The sequence below is a fragment of the Holdemanella porci genome (genome assembly GCF_019052655.1).
GTDB lineage: Bacteria > Bacillota_I > Bacilli_A > Erysipelotrichales > Erysipelotrichaceae > Holdemanella > Holdemanella hominis.
The window spans coordinates 21,075-36,746 of the sequence record NZ_JAHQVB010000008.1; the positions used below are offsets into that span (position 1 = coordinate 21,075).

20 protein-coding genes and 2 tRNA genes are annotated in these 15,672 nt (G+C 40.0%); 11 read left to right on the plus strand and 11 right to left on the minus strand.

The annotated features are described in order from the left end of the window. Positions 1-32 precede the first annotated feature (32 nt). On the minus strand, positions 33-209 hold the full coding sequence (locus tag KTQ83_RS02830) for a glycine zipper domain-containing protein (protein WP_008976817.1): 177 nt from the start codon (positions 207-209) through the stop codon (positions 33-35). A 30-nt stretch (positions 210-239) separates the two neighbouring features. After that, entirely contained in the window at positions 240-380 is a 141-nt protein-coding gene (locus KTQ83_RS02835; protein ID WP_244975746.1) for a hypothetical protein, read from the minus strand. An 11-nt stretch (positions 381-391) separates the two neighbouring features. On the opposite strand from KTQ83_RS02835, the gene KTQ83_RS02840 reads away from it, so the two are divergent. The 5 genes from KTQ83_RS02840 to KTQ83_RS02860 all read left to right on the plus strand — a co-directional run bounded on the left by KTQ83_RS02840 (position 392) and on the right by KTQ83_RS02860 (position 5,991). Further along, positions 392-742, plus strand: coding sequence for a TnpV protein (locus KTQ83_RS02840; RefSeq protein WP_039930742.1), 351 nt, complete (start codon positions 392-394; stop codon positions 740-742). 366 nt (positions 743-1,108) lie between these two features. After that, positions 1,109-3,028 carry a tetracycline resistance ribosomal protection protein Tet(O) gene (gene tet(O) / locus KTQ83_RS02845; RefSeq protein ID WP_000691758.1) on the plus strand — a complete coding sequence of 640 codons (1,920 nt, stop codon included), beginning with the start codon at positions 1,109-1,111 and terminating at the stop codon, positions 3,026-3,028. A 50-nt stretch (positions 3,029-3,078) separates the two neighbouring features. Further along, entirely contained in the window at positions 3,079-4,299 is a 1,221-nt protein-coding gene (gene tet(40), locus KTQ83_RS02850; protein ID WP_009247026.1) for a tetracycline efflux MFS transporter Tet(40), read from the plus strand. Positions 4,300-4,957: 658 nt separating this feature from the next. Beyond that, positions 4,958-5,530: a hypothetical protein gene (locus KTQ83_RS02855; protein ID WP_002801799.1), complete on the plus strand. Its 573-nt coding sequence runs from the start codon at positions 4,958-4,960 to the stop codon at positions 5,528-5,530. Between the two features lie 38 nt (positions 5,531-5,568). Then, positions 5,569-5,991 (plus strand): hypothetical protein, encoded by a 423-nt coding sequence (locus tag KTQ83_RS02860; protein ID WP_002801797.1) that lies wholly within the window; start codon positions 5,569-5,571, stop codon positions 5,989-5,991. A gap of 32 nt (positions 5,992-6,023) precedes the next feature. Here the strand turns inward: KTQ83_RS02860 and KTQ83_RS02865 are convergent, their stop codons facing one another. The 3 genes from KTQ83_RS02865 to KTQ83_RS12220 are packed head-to-tail and all read right to left on the minus strand — an operon-like array spanning position 6,024 to position 6,801. Continuing rightward, a complete protein-coding gene (locus KTQ83_RS02865) occupies positions 6,024-6,257 on the minus strand; it encodes a PF20097 family protein (RefSeq protein WP_009247027.1) in 234 nt (77 codons plus the stop codon). 28 nt (positions 6,258-6,285) lie between these two features. Further along, complete coding sequence (locus KTQ83_RS02870) at positions 6,286-6,528, minus strand: hypothetical protein (protein ID WP_009247028.1); 243 nt, start codon at positions 6,526-6,528, stop codon at positions 6,286-6,288. Between the two features lie 21 nt (positions 6,529-6,549). Beyond that, on the minus strand, positions 6,550-6,801 hold the full coding sequence (locus KTQ83_RS12220) for a DUF2500 domain-containing protein (RefSeq protein WP_330601554.1): 252 nt from the start codon (positions 6,799-6,801) through the stop codon (positions 6,550-6,552). 778 nt (positions 6,802-7,579) lie between these two features. Here KTQ83_RS12220 and KTQ83_RS02880 point away from each other — a divergent pair. Then, entirely contained in the window at positions 7,580-8,800 is a 1,221-nt protein-coding gene (locus KTQ83_RS02880; RefSeq protein ID WP_002584949.1) for an MFS transporter, read from the plus strand. Between the two features lie 80 nt (positions 8,801-8,880). On the opposite strand, the gene KTQ83_RS02885 is transcribed toward KTQ83_RS02880, so the two are convergent. Next, positions 8,881-9,174 (minus strand): hypothetical protein, encoded by a 294-nt coding sequence (locus KTQ83_RS02885; protein ID WP_425331020.1) that lies wholly within the window; start codon positions 9,172-9,174, stop codon positions 8,881-8,883. A gap of 193 nt (positions 9,175-9,367) precedes the next feature. Here KTQ83_RS02885 and KTQ83_RS02890 point away from each other — a divergent pair, with 193 nt between their 5' ends. After that, positions 9,368-9,637, plus strand: coding sequence for a Fic family protein (locus KTQ83_RS02890; RefSeq protein ID WP_217255962.1), 270 nt, complete (start codon positions 9,368-9,370; stop codon positions 9,635-9,637). A 58-nt stretch (positions 9,638-9,695) separates the two neighbouring features. On the opposite strand, the gene KTQ83_RS02895 is transcribed toward KTQ83_RS02890, so the two are convergent. The 3 genes from KTQ83_RS02895 to KTQ83_RS02905 form a co-directional block, all read right to left on the minus strand. After that, a tRNA-Arg gene (locus KTQ83_RS02895) sits at positions 9,696-9,772 on the minus strand. 11 nt (positions 9,773-9,783) lie between these two features. Next, on the minus strand, positions 9,784-10,410 hold the full coding sequence (locus tag KTQ83_RS02900) for an HAD family hydrolase (protein ID WP_217255963.1): 627 nt from the start codon (positions 10,408-10,410) through the stop codon (positions 9,784-9,786). A gap of 12 nt (positions 10,411-10,422) precedes the next feature. Continuing rightward, positions 10,423-10,499, minus strand: a tRNA-Arg gene (locus KTQ83_RS02905). A gap of 91 nt (positions 10,500-10,590) precedes the next feature. Here KTQ83_RS02905 and uraA point away from each other — a divergent pair. Further along, positions 10,591-11,844: a uracil permease gene (gene uraA, locus KTQ83_RS02910; protein ID WP_186999565.1), complete on the plus strand. Its 1,254-nt coding sequence runs from the start codon at positions 10,591-10,593 to the stop codon at positions 11,842-11,844. Positions 11,845-11,879: 35 nt separating this feature from the next. On the opposite strand, the gene KTQ83_RS02915 is transcribed toward uraA, so the two are convergent. Then, positions 11,880-12,431, minus strand: a complete 552-nt coding sequence (locus tag KTQ83_RS02915) for a DJ-1/PfpI family protein (protein ID WP_244975747.1) — start codon at positions 12,429-12,431, stop codon at positions 11,880-11,882. Between the two features lie 56 nt (positions 12,432-12,487). Between KTQ83_RS02915 and KTQ83_RS02920 the strand changes: the two genes are divergently transcribed. Next, positions 12,488-13,009: an HdeD family acid-resistance protein gene (locus KTQ83_RS02920; protein WP_117925444.1), complete on the plus strand. Its 522-nt coding sequence runs from the start codon at positions 12,488-12,490 to the stop codon at positions 13,007-13,009. Here the strand turns inward: KTQ83_RS02920 and KTQ83_RS02925 are convergent. Then, positions 12,987-13,811 (minus strand): HAD-IIB family hydrolase, encoded by an 825-nt coding sequence (locus KTQ83_RS02925; protein WP_186999566.1) that lies wholly within the window; start codon positions 13,809-13,811, stop codon positions 12,987-12,989. The two genes, KTQ83_RS02920 and KTQ83_RS02925, sit on opposite strands and share 23 nt — an antisense overlap. 68 nt (positions 13,812-13,879) lie before the next feature. On the opposite strand from KTQ83_RS02925, the gene KTQ83_RS02930 reads away from it, so the two are divergent. Next, positions 13,880-14,308, plus strand: a complete 429-nt coding sequence (locus KTQ83_RS02930) for an RrF2 family transcriptional regulator (RefSeq protein WP_186999567.1) — start codon at positions 13,880-13,882, stop codon at positions 14,306-14,308. A 67-nt stretch (positions 14,309-14,375) separates the two neighbouring features. Next, a complete protein-coding gene (locus KTQ83_RS02935) occupies positions 14,376-15,653 on the plus strand; it encodes an O-acetylhomoserine aminocarboxypropyltransferase/cysteine synthase family protein (protein WP_117925450.1) in 1,278 nt (425 codons plus the stop codon). The last annotated feature ends 19 nt before the right edge of the window (positions 15,654-15,672 follow it).

Genomic DNA, 15,672 nt, shown 5'->3' on the forward strand with positions numbered 1-15,672 from the left:
AAATTGTCAAACTGGAATTTTATTTTCGCTTACTACTCTATATCATCATCATGTTTATTAGTAAAAAGACTCCCAACAAACATTCCCACTCCCAGTCCTATAGCTAATCCTAATATAGTATGATTGAATACCACGCCTAATGCAGTTCCTACACCTACACCGATGCACATCCCATATATCATTCCATTATATTTATTAGTTTTTTTCATAACTGGTCTCCTTTGCAAATTCAAGATTTATTATTCTTTCCCATTCAATAGTTTATTTACTCTTTCAACCGGAAATCGGTCTTCAATGTCAATTATTTCAAAAAAATTTAGGGGCAATTCTTTTTCTCCAATCAGAGTAAGATATTCATTAACAGCTCTGCGATCAATCATTATTTGAGGAACTGGGCGGCAAATACGAAAGGCAAGGGGATTATTTGATACCGTGCTTAACTGTACCCGCCGAAGAAGAACAGGCAATAGGCATCTGGGGGCAACGGCATTTAGATTATCTAAAACAGTACCGTAAAGTTACATACACCAATCTTCTTACAAGCGGCAGGCTAAACGCCTACCTTGCCGACATCAACAGACAGGCACAGGAACGCTTTGAAAGGCTCATAGAGGGTATGAAACAGGCACAGGGCATAACGGAACAGCTACAGGCAGAAAACGCCTTAGAATGGACAGGATGCCTCAATAACATAAGGGCTTGTGCGAGGGAGATTGTGGAAAAGGAAATTATTTTTGCATAAACAGATGATTAGTGGCAGGGGGAAATCCTGCCGCTTTTTCTGCTTTAGTTTGTCAGCTTGACAAATAAAGGGTTAAGGAATATAATTAGATTCAGTATTATACAAGGATTTAATAAATATGCGGCAAGGTATTCTTAAATAAACTGTCAATTTGATAGTGGGAACAAAAAGTAGCAGTCCCGTTTCACTTTTAATATGGGGCTTAGTTTTTTGTACCCAGTTTAAGAATACTTTTATCATGTAATTTTATATGCCCGAAAACATATAAGTGTTTTGGGGCTATTGGAGTTATTTACCCAGTGATAGGAGTATTTATCACTGGGTATTTTTATGCCCTTTTTTGGGTGTTGATAGGAGGAAAATCACATGAAAATAATTAACTTAGGCATTCTGGCTCACGTTGACGCAGGAAAGACAACATTAACGGAAAGTTTATTGTATACCAGTGGTGCAATTGCAGAACTAGGGAGCGTAGATGAAGGCACAACAAGGACAGATACAATGAATTTGGAGCGTCAAAGGGGAATCACTATCCAGACAGCAGTGACATCTTTTCAGTGGGAGGATGTAAAAGTCAACATTATAGATACGCCAGGCCATATGGATTTTTTGGCGGAAGTATACCGTTCTTTATCCGTATTAGACGGAGCAGTATTATTAGTTTCTGCAAAGGATGGCATACAGGCACAGACCCGTATACTGTTTCATGCACTACAGATAATGAAGATTCCGACAATTTTTTTCATCAATAAAATTGACCAAGAGGGGATTGATTTGCCAATGGTATATCGGGAAATGAAAGCAAAGCTTTCTTCGGAAATTATAGTGAAGCAAAAGGTTGGGCAGCATCCCCATATAAATGTAACGGACAATGACGATATGGAACAGTGGGATGCGGTAATTATGGGAAACGATGAACTATTAGAGAAATATATGTCAGGGAAACCGTTTAAAATGTCAGAACTGGAACAGGAAGAAAACAGGAGATTCCAAAACGGAACGTTATTTCCCGTTTATCACGGAAGCGCTAAAAACAATCTGGGGATTCGGCAGCTTATAGAAGTAATTGCCAGTAAATTTTATTCATCAACGCCTGAAGGTCAATCTGAACTATGCGGGCAGGTTTTTAAGATTGAATATTCAGAGAAAAGGCGGCGTTTTGTTTATGTGCGTATATATAGCGGAACATTGCATTTGAGGGATGTTATTAGAATATCTGAAAAAGAGAAAATAAAAATCACAGAGATGTGTGTTCCGACAAACGGTGAATTATATTCATCCGATACAGCCTGCTCTGGTGATATTGTAATTTTACCAAATGATGTTTTGCAGCTAAACAGTATTTTGGGGAACGAAATACTGTTGCCGCAGAGAAAATTTATTGAAAATCCTCTCCCTATGCTCCAAACAACGATTGCAGTAAAGAAATCTGAACAGCGGGAAATATTGCTTGGGGCACTTACAGAAATTTCAGATGGCGACCCTCTTTTAAAATATTATGTGGATACTACAACGCATGAGATTATACTTTCTTTTTTGGGGAATGTGCAGATGGAAGTCATTTGTGCCATCCTTGAGGAAAAATATCATGTGGAGGCAGAAATAAAAGAGCCTACTGTTATATATATGGAAAGACCGCTTAGAAAAGCAGAATATACCATCCACATAGAAGTCCCGCCAAATCCTTTCTGGGCTTCTGTCGGGTTGTCCATAGAGCCGCTCCCTATTGGAAGCGGAGTGCAGTATGAAAGCAGAGTTTCACTTGGATATTTAAATCAATCGTTCCAAAATGCGGTTATGGAGGGGGTTCTTTATGGCTGCGAGCAGGGGCTGTATGGATGGAAAGTGACAGACTGTAAAATCTGTTTTGAATATGGATTGTATTATAGTCCTGTAAGTACCCCCGCAGACTTTCGGCTGCTTTCCCCTATCGTATTGGAGCAGGCTTTAAAAAAAGCAGGGACAGAACTATTAGAGCCATATCTCCACTTTGAAATTTATGCACCGCAGGAATATCTCTCACGGGCGTATCATGATGCTCCAAGGTATTGTGCAGATATTGTAAGTACTCAGATAAAGAATGACGAGGTCATTCTGAAAGGAGAAATCCCTGCTAGATGTATTCAAGAATACAGGAACGATTTAACTTATTTCACAAATGGGCAGGGAGTCTGCTTGACAGAGTTAAAAGGATACCAGCCAGCTATTGGTAAATTTATTTGCCAACCCCGCCGCCCGAATAGCCGTATAGATAAGGTTCGGCATATGTTCCACAAGTTAGCTTAACAGCTTGCAAAAGTCATATAAAATGAGATTTGAAAGGAGAATGTAACTTCATGTTTGCTAAAAATTCAAAGGCATATTCTGTCTACCTGCTGTTCCGATTTGTCTGTTCCCTGGCGGTTTCTATGTCCACAGTGCTTTCCATCGTGTACCACCTGGAGGTGGTGCAGCTGGATGCTTTCCAGCTTGTCCTGGTAGGGACGGTTCTGGAGACCTCCTGCTTTCTGTTCGAGATACCCACCGGTGTGGTGGCGGATTTGTATAGCCGTCGGCGCTCGGTGCTGATTGGAATGTTCCTCTACGGCCTGGGCTTTCTGATGGAGGGTGCGCTACCGTGGTTCGCGCCGGTTCTGCTGGCCCAGGTTGTCTGGGGTTGCGGTGATACCTTCATCACCGGCGCTCTGGAGGCGTGGATTGCCTCGGAGGAAGAGGACAAACCCATAGACAAGGTGTTCCTGCGGGGCAGTCAAATGGGGCAAATCGGCGGCGTTCTGGGCGTGGTGCTGGGCACACTGCTGGGAAACATAAACCTGCAAATGCCTGTCATCTTGGGGGGCAGTTTGTGCTTGTTGTTGGGGCTGGTGTTGGTTCGCATCATGCCAGAAACCAACTTCTCCCCTGCTATTGAGGAACGGCAGGGCTTGCTTAAAGACTTTGTCTGCCTGTTCAAGCTCAACCTGGGCTTTGTGAAAGGCGCACCTGTGTTGCTGGCGCTCTTAGCAATCACACTATGCGGGGGACTTGCCAGTGAAGGCTTTGACCGGCTCTCCACCGCTCATTTTCTGGATGACACGGTAATACCCGTTATCGGGCCGCTGAACAGCGTCACTTGGTTCGGTGTTATCAGTCTTATCGGCAGCGGCTTAGGTATTCTGGCTTCTCAGTTGCTCATCGCCCGCATGGAGAAAAAAGGGACTGTCAGCCGAACCAGTGTGGTCATGTCCACCAGCGCCGGGTATATCCTGTGCCTGGTTCTCTTCGCGGTGGGGCGGAGCTTTTGGTTCATGTTGTTGGTGTTCCTGCTGGCGGGGCTTATGCGCACCATCAAGGAGCCTGTGCTGGCCGCCTGGATGAACGACCATGTGGATGAGAAAATGCGCGCCACAGTCTTTTCCACCAGCGGACAGCTGGACTCTTTCGGGCAGATCATCGGCGGGCCTATTGTGGGGCTGGTAGCCCAGCAGGTGTCCATACCCTGGGGGCTGGTCTGTACCGCTTTCCTGCTGTTGCCCGCGCTGTTCTTAGTGCCGGTGGCGGGAAAGAAGCGGGATTGATATGGCATAGTTAAGTTTACTGACGAGCGGGAGATTACTTCCGCTCGTCTTCATTTAGTAGCGCAAAATTTGAGGACTCTTTATTTCCTTATTCGGTATAGCGGAGGCGGCTGTCAATTCGACATAATTTTCTTGTGATACTTTACCGTACATGAGCATTTGTTTCGTATTTGAAAGAACAAACTCACCAAATAAAAAAAACGATATTCGGGTGGGTTATTTTGTTATACCCTAAATTACCCTCTGAGTAAGCACGACCTTAAAGACTTAAAGGAACGGTGCAACGAGCAGAGCTGGGAACAGGGCTTGCATGTGCCGGAGAAAGGAAAGACATTTGCTGGAGAAGTCCGGGAAGAAACGGTGGCATGGAGCAAAGACACCTACCAGCTTTTGAAACAGGCAGAGCAGGGAAAGGTCAAAAGCTATGTGCAGGATATTGCCCTTGCGGTGCTGGATTGTAAGGAAACAGCGACCAGCCGGGAAACCTTTATCCGGCTGATGAATGAAAGAGGGTACGGGGTGGACTGGCAGGACAGCCACAAGTACATCACATATACCGACTTAGCCAGGGAACAGGCAGGAGAAAAGGCTTGTAAAATCAGGGATAACAAGCTGGAAAAATACTACAATATGGATTTTGGAAAGGAGAGTATGGAGCATGAGTTTGAGAGAAATGCACGAACAGCAGAAGCAGAGCAGTCCAAGAGAGCAGCTTCAAGAGTTAAACCGACAGAGCCGGACAGAGCTGGAAAACAGTCTGCTCAAAGAAGCGTTGGCGATGTCGAGCGAGAACTGCGAGGAATTGATGAAGCAGTCAAATCAAGAACAAGTGAGGGCAGAGCAGAACAGGCAGAGAGACGCAGAGCAGAACAGGAAGCTCATCAGCGAGCTGAAGCAGAGCGTAGAGCTGCTGAAGAACAGCAACGAATTGCTTCAAGACGCTATATCGGGCGAGATTGGGAGCCTGAAAGATGAGGTTAAGGAAAACACCGTCCAAGAGGTTAGAAAGGCGTTACAGGCGAATATAGAGGCTATACAGAGGGCTACAAAGCTTCTTGAGAAGCAGTCTGATACACTTACGAGCGTGATGAAGCAGAAGATCCGGGAGCTTGAGGAAAGTAAGAACAGTTTTTTTAGATATGAGGGCTTGAAGTTGTACCTGTTTTGGGGCGGTATGGTCTGCAATATTTTAGTGTTTCTTATGCTGTTGTATGGTATGATTAGTAAGTAAAAAGAAATCGATAAATTAGAATTTGACGGGGAGGTCTCATGAGGACAGAATATAAACACAATCCGCCCATTCCATATAGTCTGCATGATATGCGGGTCAAAAAGATTATAATTCAAGATAAAACAATAGTCCTTGAATTCGAGGACGGATATGAAAAACTTACAGAACCTTTTGAACAGGTCGAGGGAAACATCACAATCGAAGGTGTGGATTTTGATTGTACCTGCGTTATGTTGCAGAGCAAATGGGGAAACTATGGAAAATTCAACGGTGAGAAATTAGAACTGGAACGCTTTATAAAGAGATACAAAAACTATAGCTTTGAAATTGTAGATGAATTATACGGGTATAATCAAGTATTGTATTCTGGTTATTTATCTATCTTAGAAACAGAAGATTTAGTTCAAATGGACATTTCAATTTACTTTACGGGCAAAATTATTTACGATACAAAAGAGTAACAAATTCTAATTTTCAATTTTACAAGTTGGAATTATTCTTTACTATCCATCCACATTAAAACCTTCTTACAATTAGGACAATGCCATGCAGGACTTTCTATAACTGATGTTTTTAGGCTAATGCTTTTTTGCGTAAAAAAGCCTTTTATTCCAGTTTTCCAGTTTTTTTCTTCATCAGAAGTAAATTCGTACCAATGCCCACCACCTTGTCCTATACCTTGAACAGTTCCCTGTTCCATTTCCATTCCACAATCTAAACATTTCATATGCTACTTTCACCTCCACGTAAATTCTTTACATAAGTCTGCTTATCAGGTTATATGCTGTGACTACATAGACGAAAATTGCGATGCCTACAAATATCATAGCATCTTTCTTCGCACCCTTATCATAACACTCCTTTGCATTTGTCAAAAAAGTTAATCCCATAAATACAAACATAATCGGTAGTGTTATATTAGTAGAAACTATGTTCATCAGTCCCAGCGAGCCAAAAATGATAGTTAATACGCTAAATATTGCTTTCCATATACGCATACATAGTCCTCCTTTACAAATTCATATTCGTTCAAACGACAAATATCTCGTTCCTTGAAAAGTCAGCCTGCCAGTATCACCTTCTACAAGCATTCCATATTCTGTTCCAGAAACGCAAAGCTCTATTCTGTCTCCACTTTCCACCAAAAACGTCACATAATACGAAGTGCTGGTTGTAGTATGGAATCCGTGTGCACTGCTCAAATCACCTACAAGGGCATTTGACGCGGCAGGAAAGCAGGGCTTTGTTTGGGGCTGGTAAGCCGGAAACAAAGGGCTGATTTCAGCAGCAGACAGGGCGTATTATGAAAGCCCCCGTCCCTCGTCCTCCGCCCCCGGCCTATGGGACAAAAAGTCCCAAAGCTCTGGACACCGTGACCAGATGTGTGGCCACACTCCGGGAAAAGTAGCAGGACGGCAGGAAACCGTCAAGGCTGAAATGAATGGGCTGACGCCCGGCCTTGACCGTTCCCCGCCGCCCCGCTGGATGGGTGGACAAGGTGGCCAATCCCTAAAAGTGTTTGGCCGCACTCGTTCATTTTGGGGCCTTTCTTCTCCCAAAATTGAAATGGGCGGGAAAGCCCTAAAATGGCTTTCCCGCCTTGATTACCCATTAGCAAAGACGGGCGAGACTGTCAACGGCGGCGCTGAAAGCGCCGTTCATCTTGACCGTTGACTGGCTCGCCTGGCTTTGCTACTGCCCGTAAGAGATGGAAAAACAAGATGGAAAACAAGGTTAAAAATGGTTGACAAGTCTATCGGATGTGTGTTATACTGTGCGACAGTTTGAGATTGGAAGGAGGCTTACGTATGTTAATTTGTGTACGCTAATAAGCAATAAAAAGTAGAAGTACCTTTCCACATGATGGTGGGCTTTTTTTGCGTGCGTATGCAAAGGAACACGTAGGTTTGACACGAGCAGTCTTTGAACTGTATCGTGGTGTTTTTTCGTGCTTTGTTGTTATGCAGGCGTCTGCCCTCTCTGTGGGACAACGCCTGCTTTTTATTGCAGAAACAAAGGAACAATGCAATAAAAAAGGAGGTTCGCATTATGACCCAAAACAACAATTCATGGAGAAAAACTTATTTTACACTTCTTGCCGGACAAGCAATATCCTTTATTAGCAGCGGTATTTTGCAAATGGCCATTATCTTTTATTTGGTTGCGAAAACTAATTCTGCAATCATATTGACGGCGGCAACACTGATTGGATTTTTGCCGCAAGCCTGTTTAGGCCCGTTTGCAGGTGCTTTTGTTGACCGGCACAGCCGTAAAAGCGTAATGATTGGTGCGGATTTGATAATTGCCGCCGCTGGCGGTATTCTGGCGCTGGTGGCGTTTTACATGGAATTGCCCGTATGGTCTATTATGGTTGTCCTGTTAATCCGAAGTGCGGGAACTGCTTTTCATTCTCCAGCATTCAGCGCAGCAACACCTATGATTGTGCCAAAAGAGGAACTTACAAAATGCGCTGGTTACACGCAGACCATGCAAGCAGTAAGTGCGATTATCAGTCCAGCTGCCGCAGCGTTTTTATATGCTGTTTGGCCTCTTAATGCAATTATATTGTTAGATATTGTGGGTGCAATCCTTGCCTGTGTGACTGTTGCGATTTCGTCCATACCAACGCCTGAACTATGTCCAGAAACGAAAAGACAACAGTTTTTACAGGATATGAAAGAGGGGTATGTGGTATTAAAGCAAAACAGGGGCCTCTTTGCTCTGCTCTGGATTGGTGTAATTTATATGTTCTTTTATATGCCAATCAGTACGCTTTTTCCTCTCATCTGTATGTCATACTTCAAAGGAACACCGGCCCATGCCTCTGCCGCTGAAATTGCTTTTGCGGTTGGTATGCTGCTTGGCGGAGTCATTCTGAGCATTTGGGGCGGTTTTAAGAAACGGCGGTACACCATCGGTCTTTCCGTTCTCCTGATGGGCGTTAGCAATATGCTCTCCGGGCTTTTGCCGCCAGACGCATTTCTTGTCTTTGTTGTGTGCTGTACTGTTATGGGAATTTCCGCTCCATTTTACGGTGTGCAAAATGCGATTTTTCAAGAAACGGTCAAACCAGAATATCTGGGGAGAGTTTTTTCTCTACTGACAAGCGCCGCTTCCCTCGCCATGCCGTTTGGCCTTGTCATTTCCGGGCCTCTGGCGGAGCGGCTGGGAGTTGAGAAATGGTTTGTCATTTGCGGAATTGGCATTATCATCGTTGCGCTTGCCGTATTTTTACTACCCGGTTTGAGAGAGATTGACAATACGCAATAATCAACTGCACCTTTTTCTATTACTAAACAAAATGCCTGGATGGTGGTTCTGAAAAACCAGAACCGCCGTTCAGGCATTTTTTATCTTCGTCCTCTCTGCGGTTTTGGATTCTTCAGCAAGTCGGATTTTTCCGCAATCTTTTTCAGCCACTTCCGTTCTTCTACTGACAGCTTCCTAAAATTCAGCTTGAGCCGTTTGCAGATAAACGCCAAGTACGCTTGTTCCGTGTCGCTGTCCTGGCTGACGATTTCACCAGCAGTTTCCAGCATTTCTTTTAGCGGGTTATCCTCTGGGACGCTGAAAAATCGTCCTTGTGTGTTTCCCGCAGAGCAAGGGCAATCCCGTTTATGTCCCGTTGTATCACATAGCGGCAAAACTCGTCCTCATCAATATGGGCGGTGATAAGCTGTCTTACAGACTCTGATTCAATCCAGATAGCAAGGGAGTTTATCATTTCAACCAACGATAAAATAGACATGAATTTTCTTGAATGTACTTCTGCGGAATACGGATACTTTGAATATCTATTGATTCTTGCATGGAAAAGAAAAAAATATCCTCTAACTTTTGAAAAATCAGAGGAACTGGAAAGCCTCAAGCAATTATTTGTTTTTCCATTATTATAATCAACATACCTCAAACGACAATGAAGATATTGACTTAATACGTTTTTGTAAGTCACCAAAATCAAGAAAAGAAATTGCTGAATATTTAGATATTAAAACAACATCTTTTGTGACAAAAGAATATATTCAACCACTAGTTGATGCAGGTAAACTAAAATTGACAATTCCTGACAAGCCAAAAAGTAAAAATCAAAAGTATTATTCTGATTAAAAGAGAATACAAAAAAGCGTTGAAGTCAAACGATTTCAGCGCTATTTTTAACTCAATATGGCGTCCCAGATAGGAGTCGAACCTACGACCTTTCGCTTAGGAGGCGAATGCTCTATCCAACTGAGCTACTGGGACATATCATGATTTTAACACAATTCTGTAAAATCAACGATTGTTTTTACATGGTTTTTTTCAAACACCTTTTGATTGTTTGGATTTACTAAACCAATACACTCAATATTTAATGATCGAGCTGTATTGATCGCATACATCGAATCCTCAAATACAATCGCACTTTCTGCAGTTGTATTTAAATCTTTCAATACATACTCATAGATATCCACTTCTCTTTTTGACATCTTCAATTCATCTGCTGAATATACATTCTCCATATATTCCAACATACCAAGTCGATCTAATACTTTTTCAGATAATGCCCTTGTGTTTGATGTTAATACAGCCATCTTTTTATTTTCTGAAGCACACTTCTTTATATAATCCAAAGCACCCTTCTTTGCCTCAATATGATACGCATATTGATTCAAGATATCTTCATTTACTTCATTGAACATCCAAGCCTCATCTTGTTTAGTATGAAATCTTTCTTTAATGTATGTTAAAACTTCCGAAAATTTCATCGTAAAAAAGATTTGACGAGCCTCTTCCATACTCATATACAAATCCATCTTTTTAAATAAACGAATGATGGCATCTTCCCATACGTGCATCGATTCAATTAATGTATCATCTAAATCAAAAAGTATTGTTTCCATATTTCACCTAAATGGTGCGCCTGACAGGTCTCGAACCTGCAACCGCCAGAATCGGAATCTGATACTCTATCCAGTTGAGCTACAGGCGCACTACTTGATAATTATAGCCTAAATTAGTTTCATAATCCATTAAAATGTGGTATAAAAGTTAAGGTATATTTTAGGAGGAGAATATTTTTCATGGCAAAACGAATTATTCAAGTTGAAGAAAAAGTACCCGCAAATCTGCTGATACCATTAAGTATTCAACACATGTTCGCAATGTTTGGAGCCAGTGTATTAGTACCATTCTTATTCGGTATTAACCCAGCTATCGTACTATTCATGAATGGTATCGGAACATTGTTGTTTATTTTTATCACAAAAGGAAAAGCACCAGCCTATTTAGGAAGTAGCTTTGCCTTCATTGCTCCCGCAAATATCATTATCGCAAAATTTGGATATCCATACGCATGTGGTGGATTTGTTGTGGTTGGTTTTTGCGGATGTTTATTGGCAATGATCATCAAGAAATTTGGAACTAAATGGATTGATATCGTACTACCATCTGCCGCGATGGGACCCGTTGTTGCATTAATTGGTCTAGAATTATCTTCATCTGCTGCAAATACAGCTGGAATTCTAGGAGATAACATTGACCCTAAAAACGTGATTGTTTTTGCGGTTACACTTGGTATGGCCGTAATTGGAAGTGTATGCTTCAAAAAATTCTTAAGCGTCATTCCAATCTTAATTGCCGTAGTTACAGGATATTTAACTGCTGTTGCCGTAGGCATTGTAGACTTTACTCCTGTATTAGAAGCAAGCTTTATTTCAATTCCAAACTTCCAAGCACCAAAATTCAGTATGGATGCCATTCTAATGATGCTTCCCGTATTATTAGTTATCGCATCAGAACACATTGGTCACCAAATCGTTACAGGTGAAGTTGTAGGAAGAAACTTAATCAAAGATCCAGGACTACATCGCTCTTTATTTGCAGATAACTTCTCAACAATGATTTCAGGTTTAATTGGATCTGTTCCAACTACAACTTACGGAGAAAACATTGGAGTTATGGCGATTACTGGCGTATACAGCGTACAAGTTATTGCTGGAGCTGCCATCCTATCCATCATCTGTTCATTCATTGGTCCATTATCTGCATTGATTCAAACAATTCCAAATCCAGTTATCGGTGGAATCAGTTTCTTACTATACGGTATGATTGGTACAAGTGGATTAAGAATTCTAGTCGATCAAAAAGTAGATTATGGAAAAAGTGTAAACATGATTTTAACATCCGTTGTGTTCGTTGTTGGACTTAGCGGAGTAACAATTCACTTAGGAAATATTTCCTTATCAGGAATGGTACTTGCTTGTATCACAGGAATGATCATGTCTTTACTATTCTATATCTTTGAAAAATTCCATTTATTAAATGAAGAAGCATAAACTAAAAATTGTCATCATTCACGATGACAATTTTTTTAGTGCTTTGCATCATAATAAATCGATGCTTTTACTTTTTCTGTGTGTTCTTTACCACAAAGCTTTTCTAGAATCGCAAACGCAAACTCAATACTTGCTGCTACACTTACACCCGTAATGATGTTTCCGTCTGTAACGGCATATTCATATTGATATTCACCACCAAAATCTTCATCCATATCTTTAAAACAAGTATATTTCTTACCTTTTAAGATACCCTCATGACCTAAGATTGTTGGAGAAGCACAAATAGCTACCAATACTTTATTTTCGGCAAACTCATGAGCTAATTTTAATACTTCTTCATTCTTTTCTAGCTTTTGATAATGTGGACCACCAGGTAAAACTAAACAATCCACATCACTAAAGTCATATTTGTTCATTGGAAACACACTCGAATAGGTTACGCCAAAACGACCTGTAACCTGTTCCTCATTGTTGACACCAATCATATCCACATCAAGTCCACCACGTCTAAGTAAGGCAATTGGACCCATAGCTTCTAATTCTTCAAATCCATTTTCTAACAAAACTGCAACTTTCACGTTCATCACCTCTTAAAATAATTATACAACAGAGTATAATAATTGTGAAAGGTTGTGATTATATGAAAGAAACAAAAACAGAAGCTATCTCATCGGCAATTCTATGCATTTTATCTGGCTTAGTCTTATGCATATTTAACGTCTCCATATTAACAACAATTACGCGAGTTATTGGATGTATCTTTTTAGTCATTGCGATTCTATTTCTATATACATATTTCAAGAAAAGAAATAGTACAACACTAACAACTCTTGTATTAGGCATATTCTTATTGTCTGTAGGCCTATATATGAGTTTTGAACCAAAAAAATTCATTAGTATTTTACCTATGCTTGTAGGAATTCTATTGATTATTAATTCCCTATCTCATTTTCAAAAAGTATTACTCTTAAAAGATAATGGTTTTGAACAATGGAAAGTCAATCTTGCCGGAGCTATCTTTATCTTAGTTGTCGGAATTGTATTACTTATGAAACCCATTCAATCCTTAGACTTTATTTTCTCTTTAACTGGATTCTTCCTTGTACTAAATGGAATTCTTATCTTTTTAGATCAATATTTCATCCAAAAAACGAATTTATAAATCGAAGCACACCCTGCTCATTATTTGTATAGTCGCTAATATATTTAGCGGCTTTTTTTGCCTGTGCACTCCCATTTCTCATCGCAACTCCATATCCACAAGAGGCTAGTAAATTCACATCATTTCCGTTGTCTCCAAAAGCCATTACACAATCTATAGAGGTGTTTTTCTTCCCACAAATGAATTGAATAGCTTCAAGCTTCCCAACATCCTTCTTGCATAATTCAGTTCCGAGTCTTCCAACATCATAAAACCGATATTCTGAATGCTGTTTTAAGATTGATTTTTTTAATTTCAAGATTGGAAGTCCCGCAAAACACACCTTATCATATAAAGGTACCTCTAAAGATATACTCTTCTCAAATTCAGTCTCTCTTAATGCTTTTATATAATGCTCATCAAAGGGAATTGCTGAAGCAAGCTTTTTTAATCCATTCATAAATGATATATCAAACATCGAATAACGACCATTTTGCCAAACATAACTAATCATATGATGTTTCTTTGCTTCTTCTACCAATTCTTTTACTTCGTCTTTTGAGAGTCGCGTAAAGCACTTTATTTTCCCATCTAAAAAATCATGTATTTCTAAACCGTTCGAACTTGCTACAAAACCATTGTATTCTCTTAGTTTTAGTTTTTCGATAACTTCATCCAACTCTTCATAAAACCTTCCAGTCACAATCCCAACTACAATACCTTTTTGTTCAAGTTCAATTATTTTATAAACTGTATCTTTATCAATATGTTTATGTGAATCATATAGTGTTCCGTCTAAATCAAAAACGACAATTTTAACCATTTTTTACCTCTTTGCTAGAAAACCTACTAAATATATATTATTATAATAAAAAGAAAAGGGGAATAAAAATGAAAATATCTACAAAAGGTCGCTATGCCCTTCGCCTACTTATAGATTTAGCTCAACATAATGATTCAGGCTTTATAACACTAAAGGATATTGCCGACAGACAAAACATCTCTAAAAAATATTTAGAACAAATCGTTCCAATTCTTACAAAAAGTGGAATAGTTCAATCCAACCGTGGTTTTCAAGGGGGATATAAGCTCGCAAAAAATCCAGACCAAATCCTTGTATATGACGTATTAGTCGCAACGGAAGGCAATTTGTCTTGTGTTGCCTGCTTAGACACTGAAGTAAATGTATGTCCAAGAAAAGAAGATTGTACTACACTTTATATTTATGAAGGATTAAATCAAGTGATTGAAACCTATTTAAAAGGAATATCACTACAAGACATTTTAAATCGTGAACAAAGCTTTGATTATGTAATCTAAGCTTTTCTTTTACTTTTTATAAAGAAAAGCTTAAAATAATGATTATAAAAGCGGAGGGTAAAAAATTATGAAAACAGAAACTAAATGTTTACATGCCGGTTATGAACCCAAAAACGGCGAGCCTAGAGAAGTACCAATTTATCAAAGTACTACTTTTAAATATGATTCAAGTCTTCAAATGGGAAGATTATTCGATTTAGAAGACAGTGGATATTTCTATTCACGCCTTCAAAACCCAACAAACGATATTGTCGCAAGTAAGATTGCTGCTTTAGAAGGTGGTATTGCTGCTATGCTAACATCAAGTGGACAAGCTGCCAACTTCTTTGCGGTATTCAACATTTGTGAAGCTGGAGATCATTTAATTGCTTCTAGTGCCATCTATGGTGGAACTTACAACCTATTTGGTGTAACAATGAAGAAAATGGGTATCGACTGTACATTTGTTGACCCAGAAATCAGTGAAGAAGATCTTCAAAAAGAATTCAAACCAAACACAAAATGTGTCTTTGGAGAAACCATCACAAATCCAACTGTACGTATTTTCGATATTGAAAAATTTGCGAAAGTTGCTCATGCGAATGGAGTTCCATTAATCATTGACAACACATTCGCTACACCAATTATGTGTCAACCAATCCAATGGGGAGCTGATATTGTTACTCACTCTACCACAAAATATATGGATGGACATGCATCTTGTGTAGGTGGAGCTATTGTAGATAGTGGTAACTTCAACTGGCTAGAACACGCCGATAAATATCCAGGACTAACTACACCCGATGAATCCTACCATGGTATTGTATATGCTGAAAAATTTGGTAAATTAGCTTATATCACAAAAGCTACAAGTCAATTGATGCGTGATTTAGGATCAATCCAAGCACCTCAAAACGCATATTACTTAAATCTAGGATTAGAATCATTAGCCGTTCGTATGAAGGCACATTGTGCAAATGCACTAGCTGTAGCTAAATACTTAGAAGCCAATGAAGATGTTGCATGGGTAAAATATGCAGATCTTGAAAGTGACCCTCATCATGAATTAGCTAAAAAATATTGTCCAAACGGAACTTGTGGTGTATTGTCATTTGGATTAAAAGCAGATCGTAATCAAACTGAAAAATTCATGGACAGCTTAAAACTTGCTTCTATTGTAACCCATGTTGCAGACGCCAAAACTTGTCTATTACACCCAGCAAGTCATACACACCGTCAAATGAGTGAAGAACAATTAAAAGAAGCCGGTGTTGCTCCAGATTTAATTCGTTTCTCTGTAGGTCTTGAAGCTGCACAAGATATTATCAACGATTTACAACAAGCACTAGACGCAATGAAAGCATAGTCTTTTACAGAATGGAAAA

What these genes read in the sequence shown, in the direction of transcription:
- KTQ83_RS02830 (WP_008976817.1), bottom strand. Translation starts at nt 209, where the DNA reads ATGAAAAAAACTAATAAATATAATGGAATGATATATGGGATGTGCATC.
- KTQ83_RS02835 (WP_244975746.1), bottom strand. Translation starts at nt 380, where the DNA reads ATGATTGATCGCAGAGCTGTTAATGAATATCTTACTCTGATTGGAGAA.
- KTQ83_RS02855 (WP_002801799.1), top strand. Translation starts at nt 4,958, where the DNA reads ATGAGTTTGAGAGAAATGCACGAACAGCAGAAGCAGAGCAGTCCAAGA.
- KTQ83_RS02860 (WP_002801797.1), top strand. Translation starts at nt 5,569, where the DNA reads ATGAGGACAGAATATAAACACAATCCGCCCATTCCATATAGTCTGCAT.
- KTQ83_RS02865 (WP_009247027.1), bottom strand. Translation starts at nt 6,257, where the DNA reads ATGAAATGTTTAGATTGTGGAATGGAAATGGAACAGGGAACTGTTCAA.
- KTQ83_RS02870 (WP_009247028.1), bottom strand. Translation starts at nt 6,528, where the DNA reads ATGCGTATATGGAAAGCAATATTTAGCGTATTAACTATCATTTTTGGC.
- KTQ83_RS02880 (WP_002584949.1), top strand. Translation starts at nt 7,580, where the DNA reads ATGACCCAAAACAACAATTCATGGAGAAAAACTTATTTTACACTTCTT.
- KTQ83_RS02900 (WP_217255963.1), bottom strand. Translation starts at nt 10,410, where the DNA reads ATGGAAACAATACTTTTTGATTTAGATGATACATTAATTGAATCGATG.
- uraA (WP_186999565.1), top strand. Translation starts at nt 10,591, where the DNA reads ATGGCAAAACGAATTATTCAAGTTGAAGAAAAAGTACCCGCAAATCTG.
- KTQ83_RS02915 (WP_244975747.1), bottom strand. Translation starts at nt 12,431, where the DNA reads ATGAACGTGAAAGTTGCAGTTTTGTTAGAAAATGGATTTGAAGAATTA.
- KTQ83_RS02920 (WP_117925444.1), top strand. Translation starts at nt 12,488, where the DNA reads ATGAAAGAAACAAAAACAGAAGCTATCTCATCGGCAATTCTATGCATT.
- KTQ83_RS02925 (WP_186999566.1), bottom strand. Translation starts at nt 13,811, where the DNA reads ATGGTTAAAATTGTCGTTTTTGATTTAGACGGAACACTATATGATTCA.
- KTQ83_RS02930 (WP_186999567.1), top strand. Translation starts at nt 13,880, where the DNA reads ATGAAAATATCTACAAAAGGTCGCTATGCCCTTCGCCTACTTATAGAT.
- KTQ83_RS02935 (WP_117925450.1), top strand. Translation starts at nt 14,376, where the DNA reads ATGAAAACAGAAACTAAATGTTTACATGCCGGTTATGAACCCAAAAAC.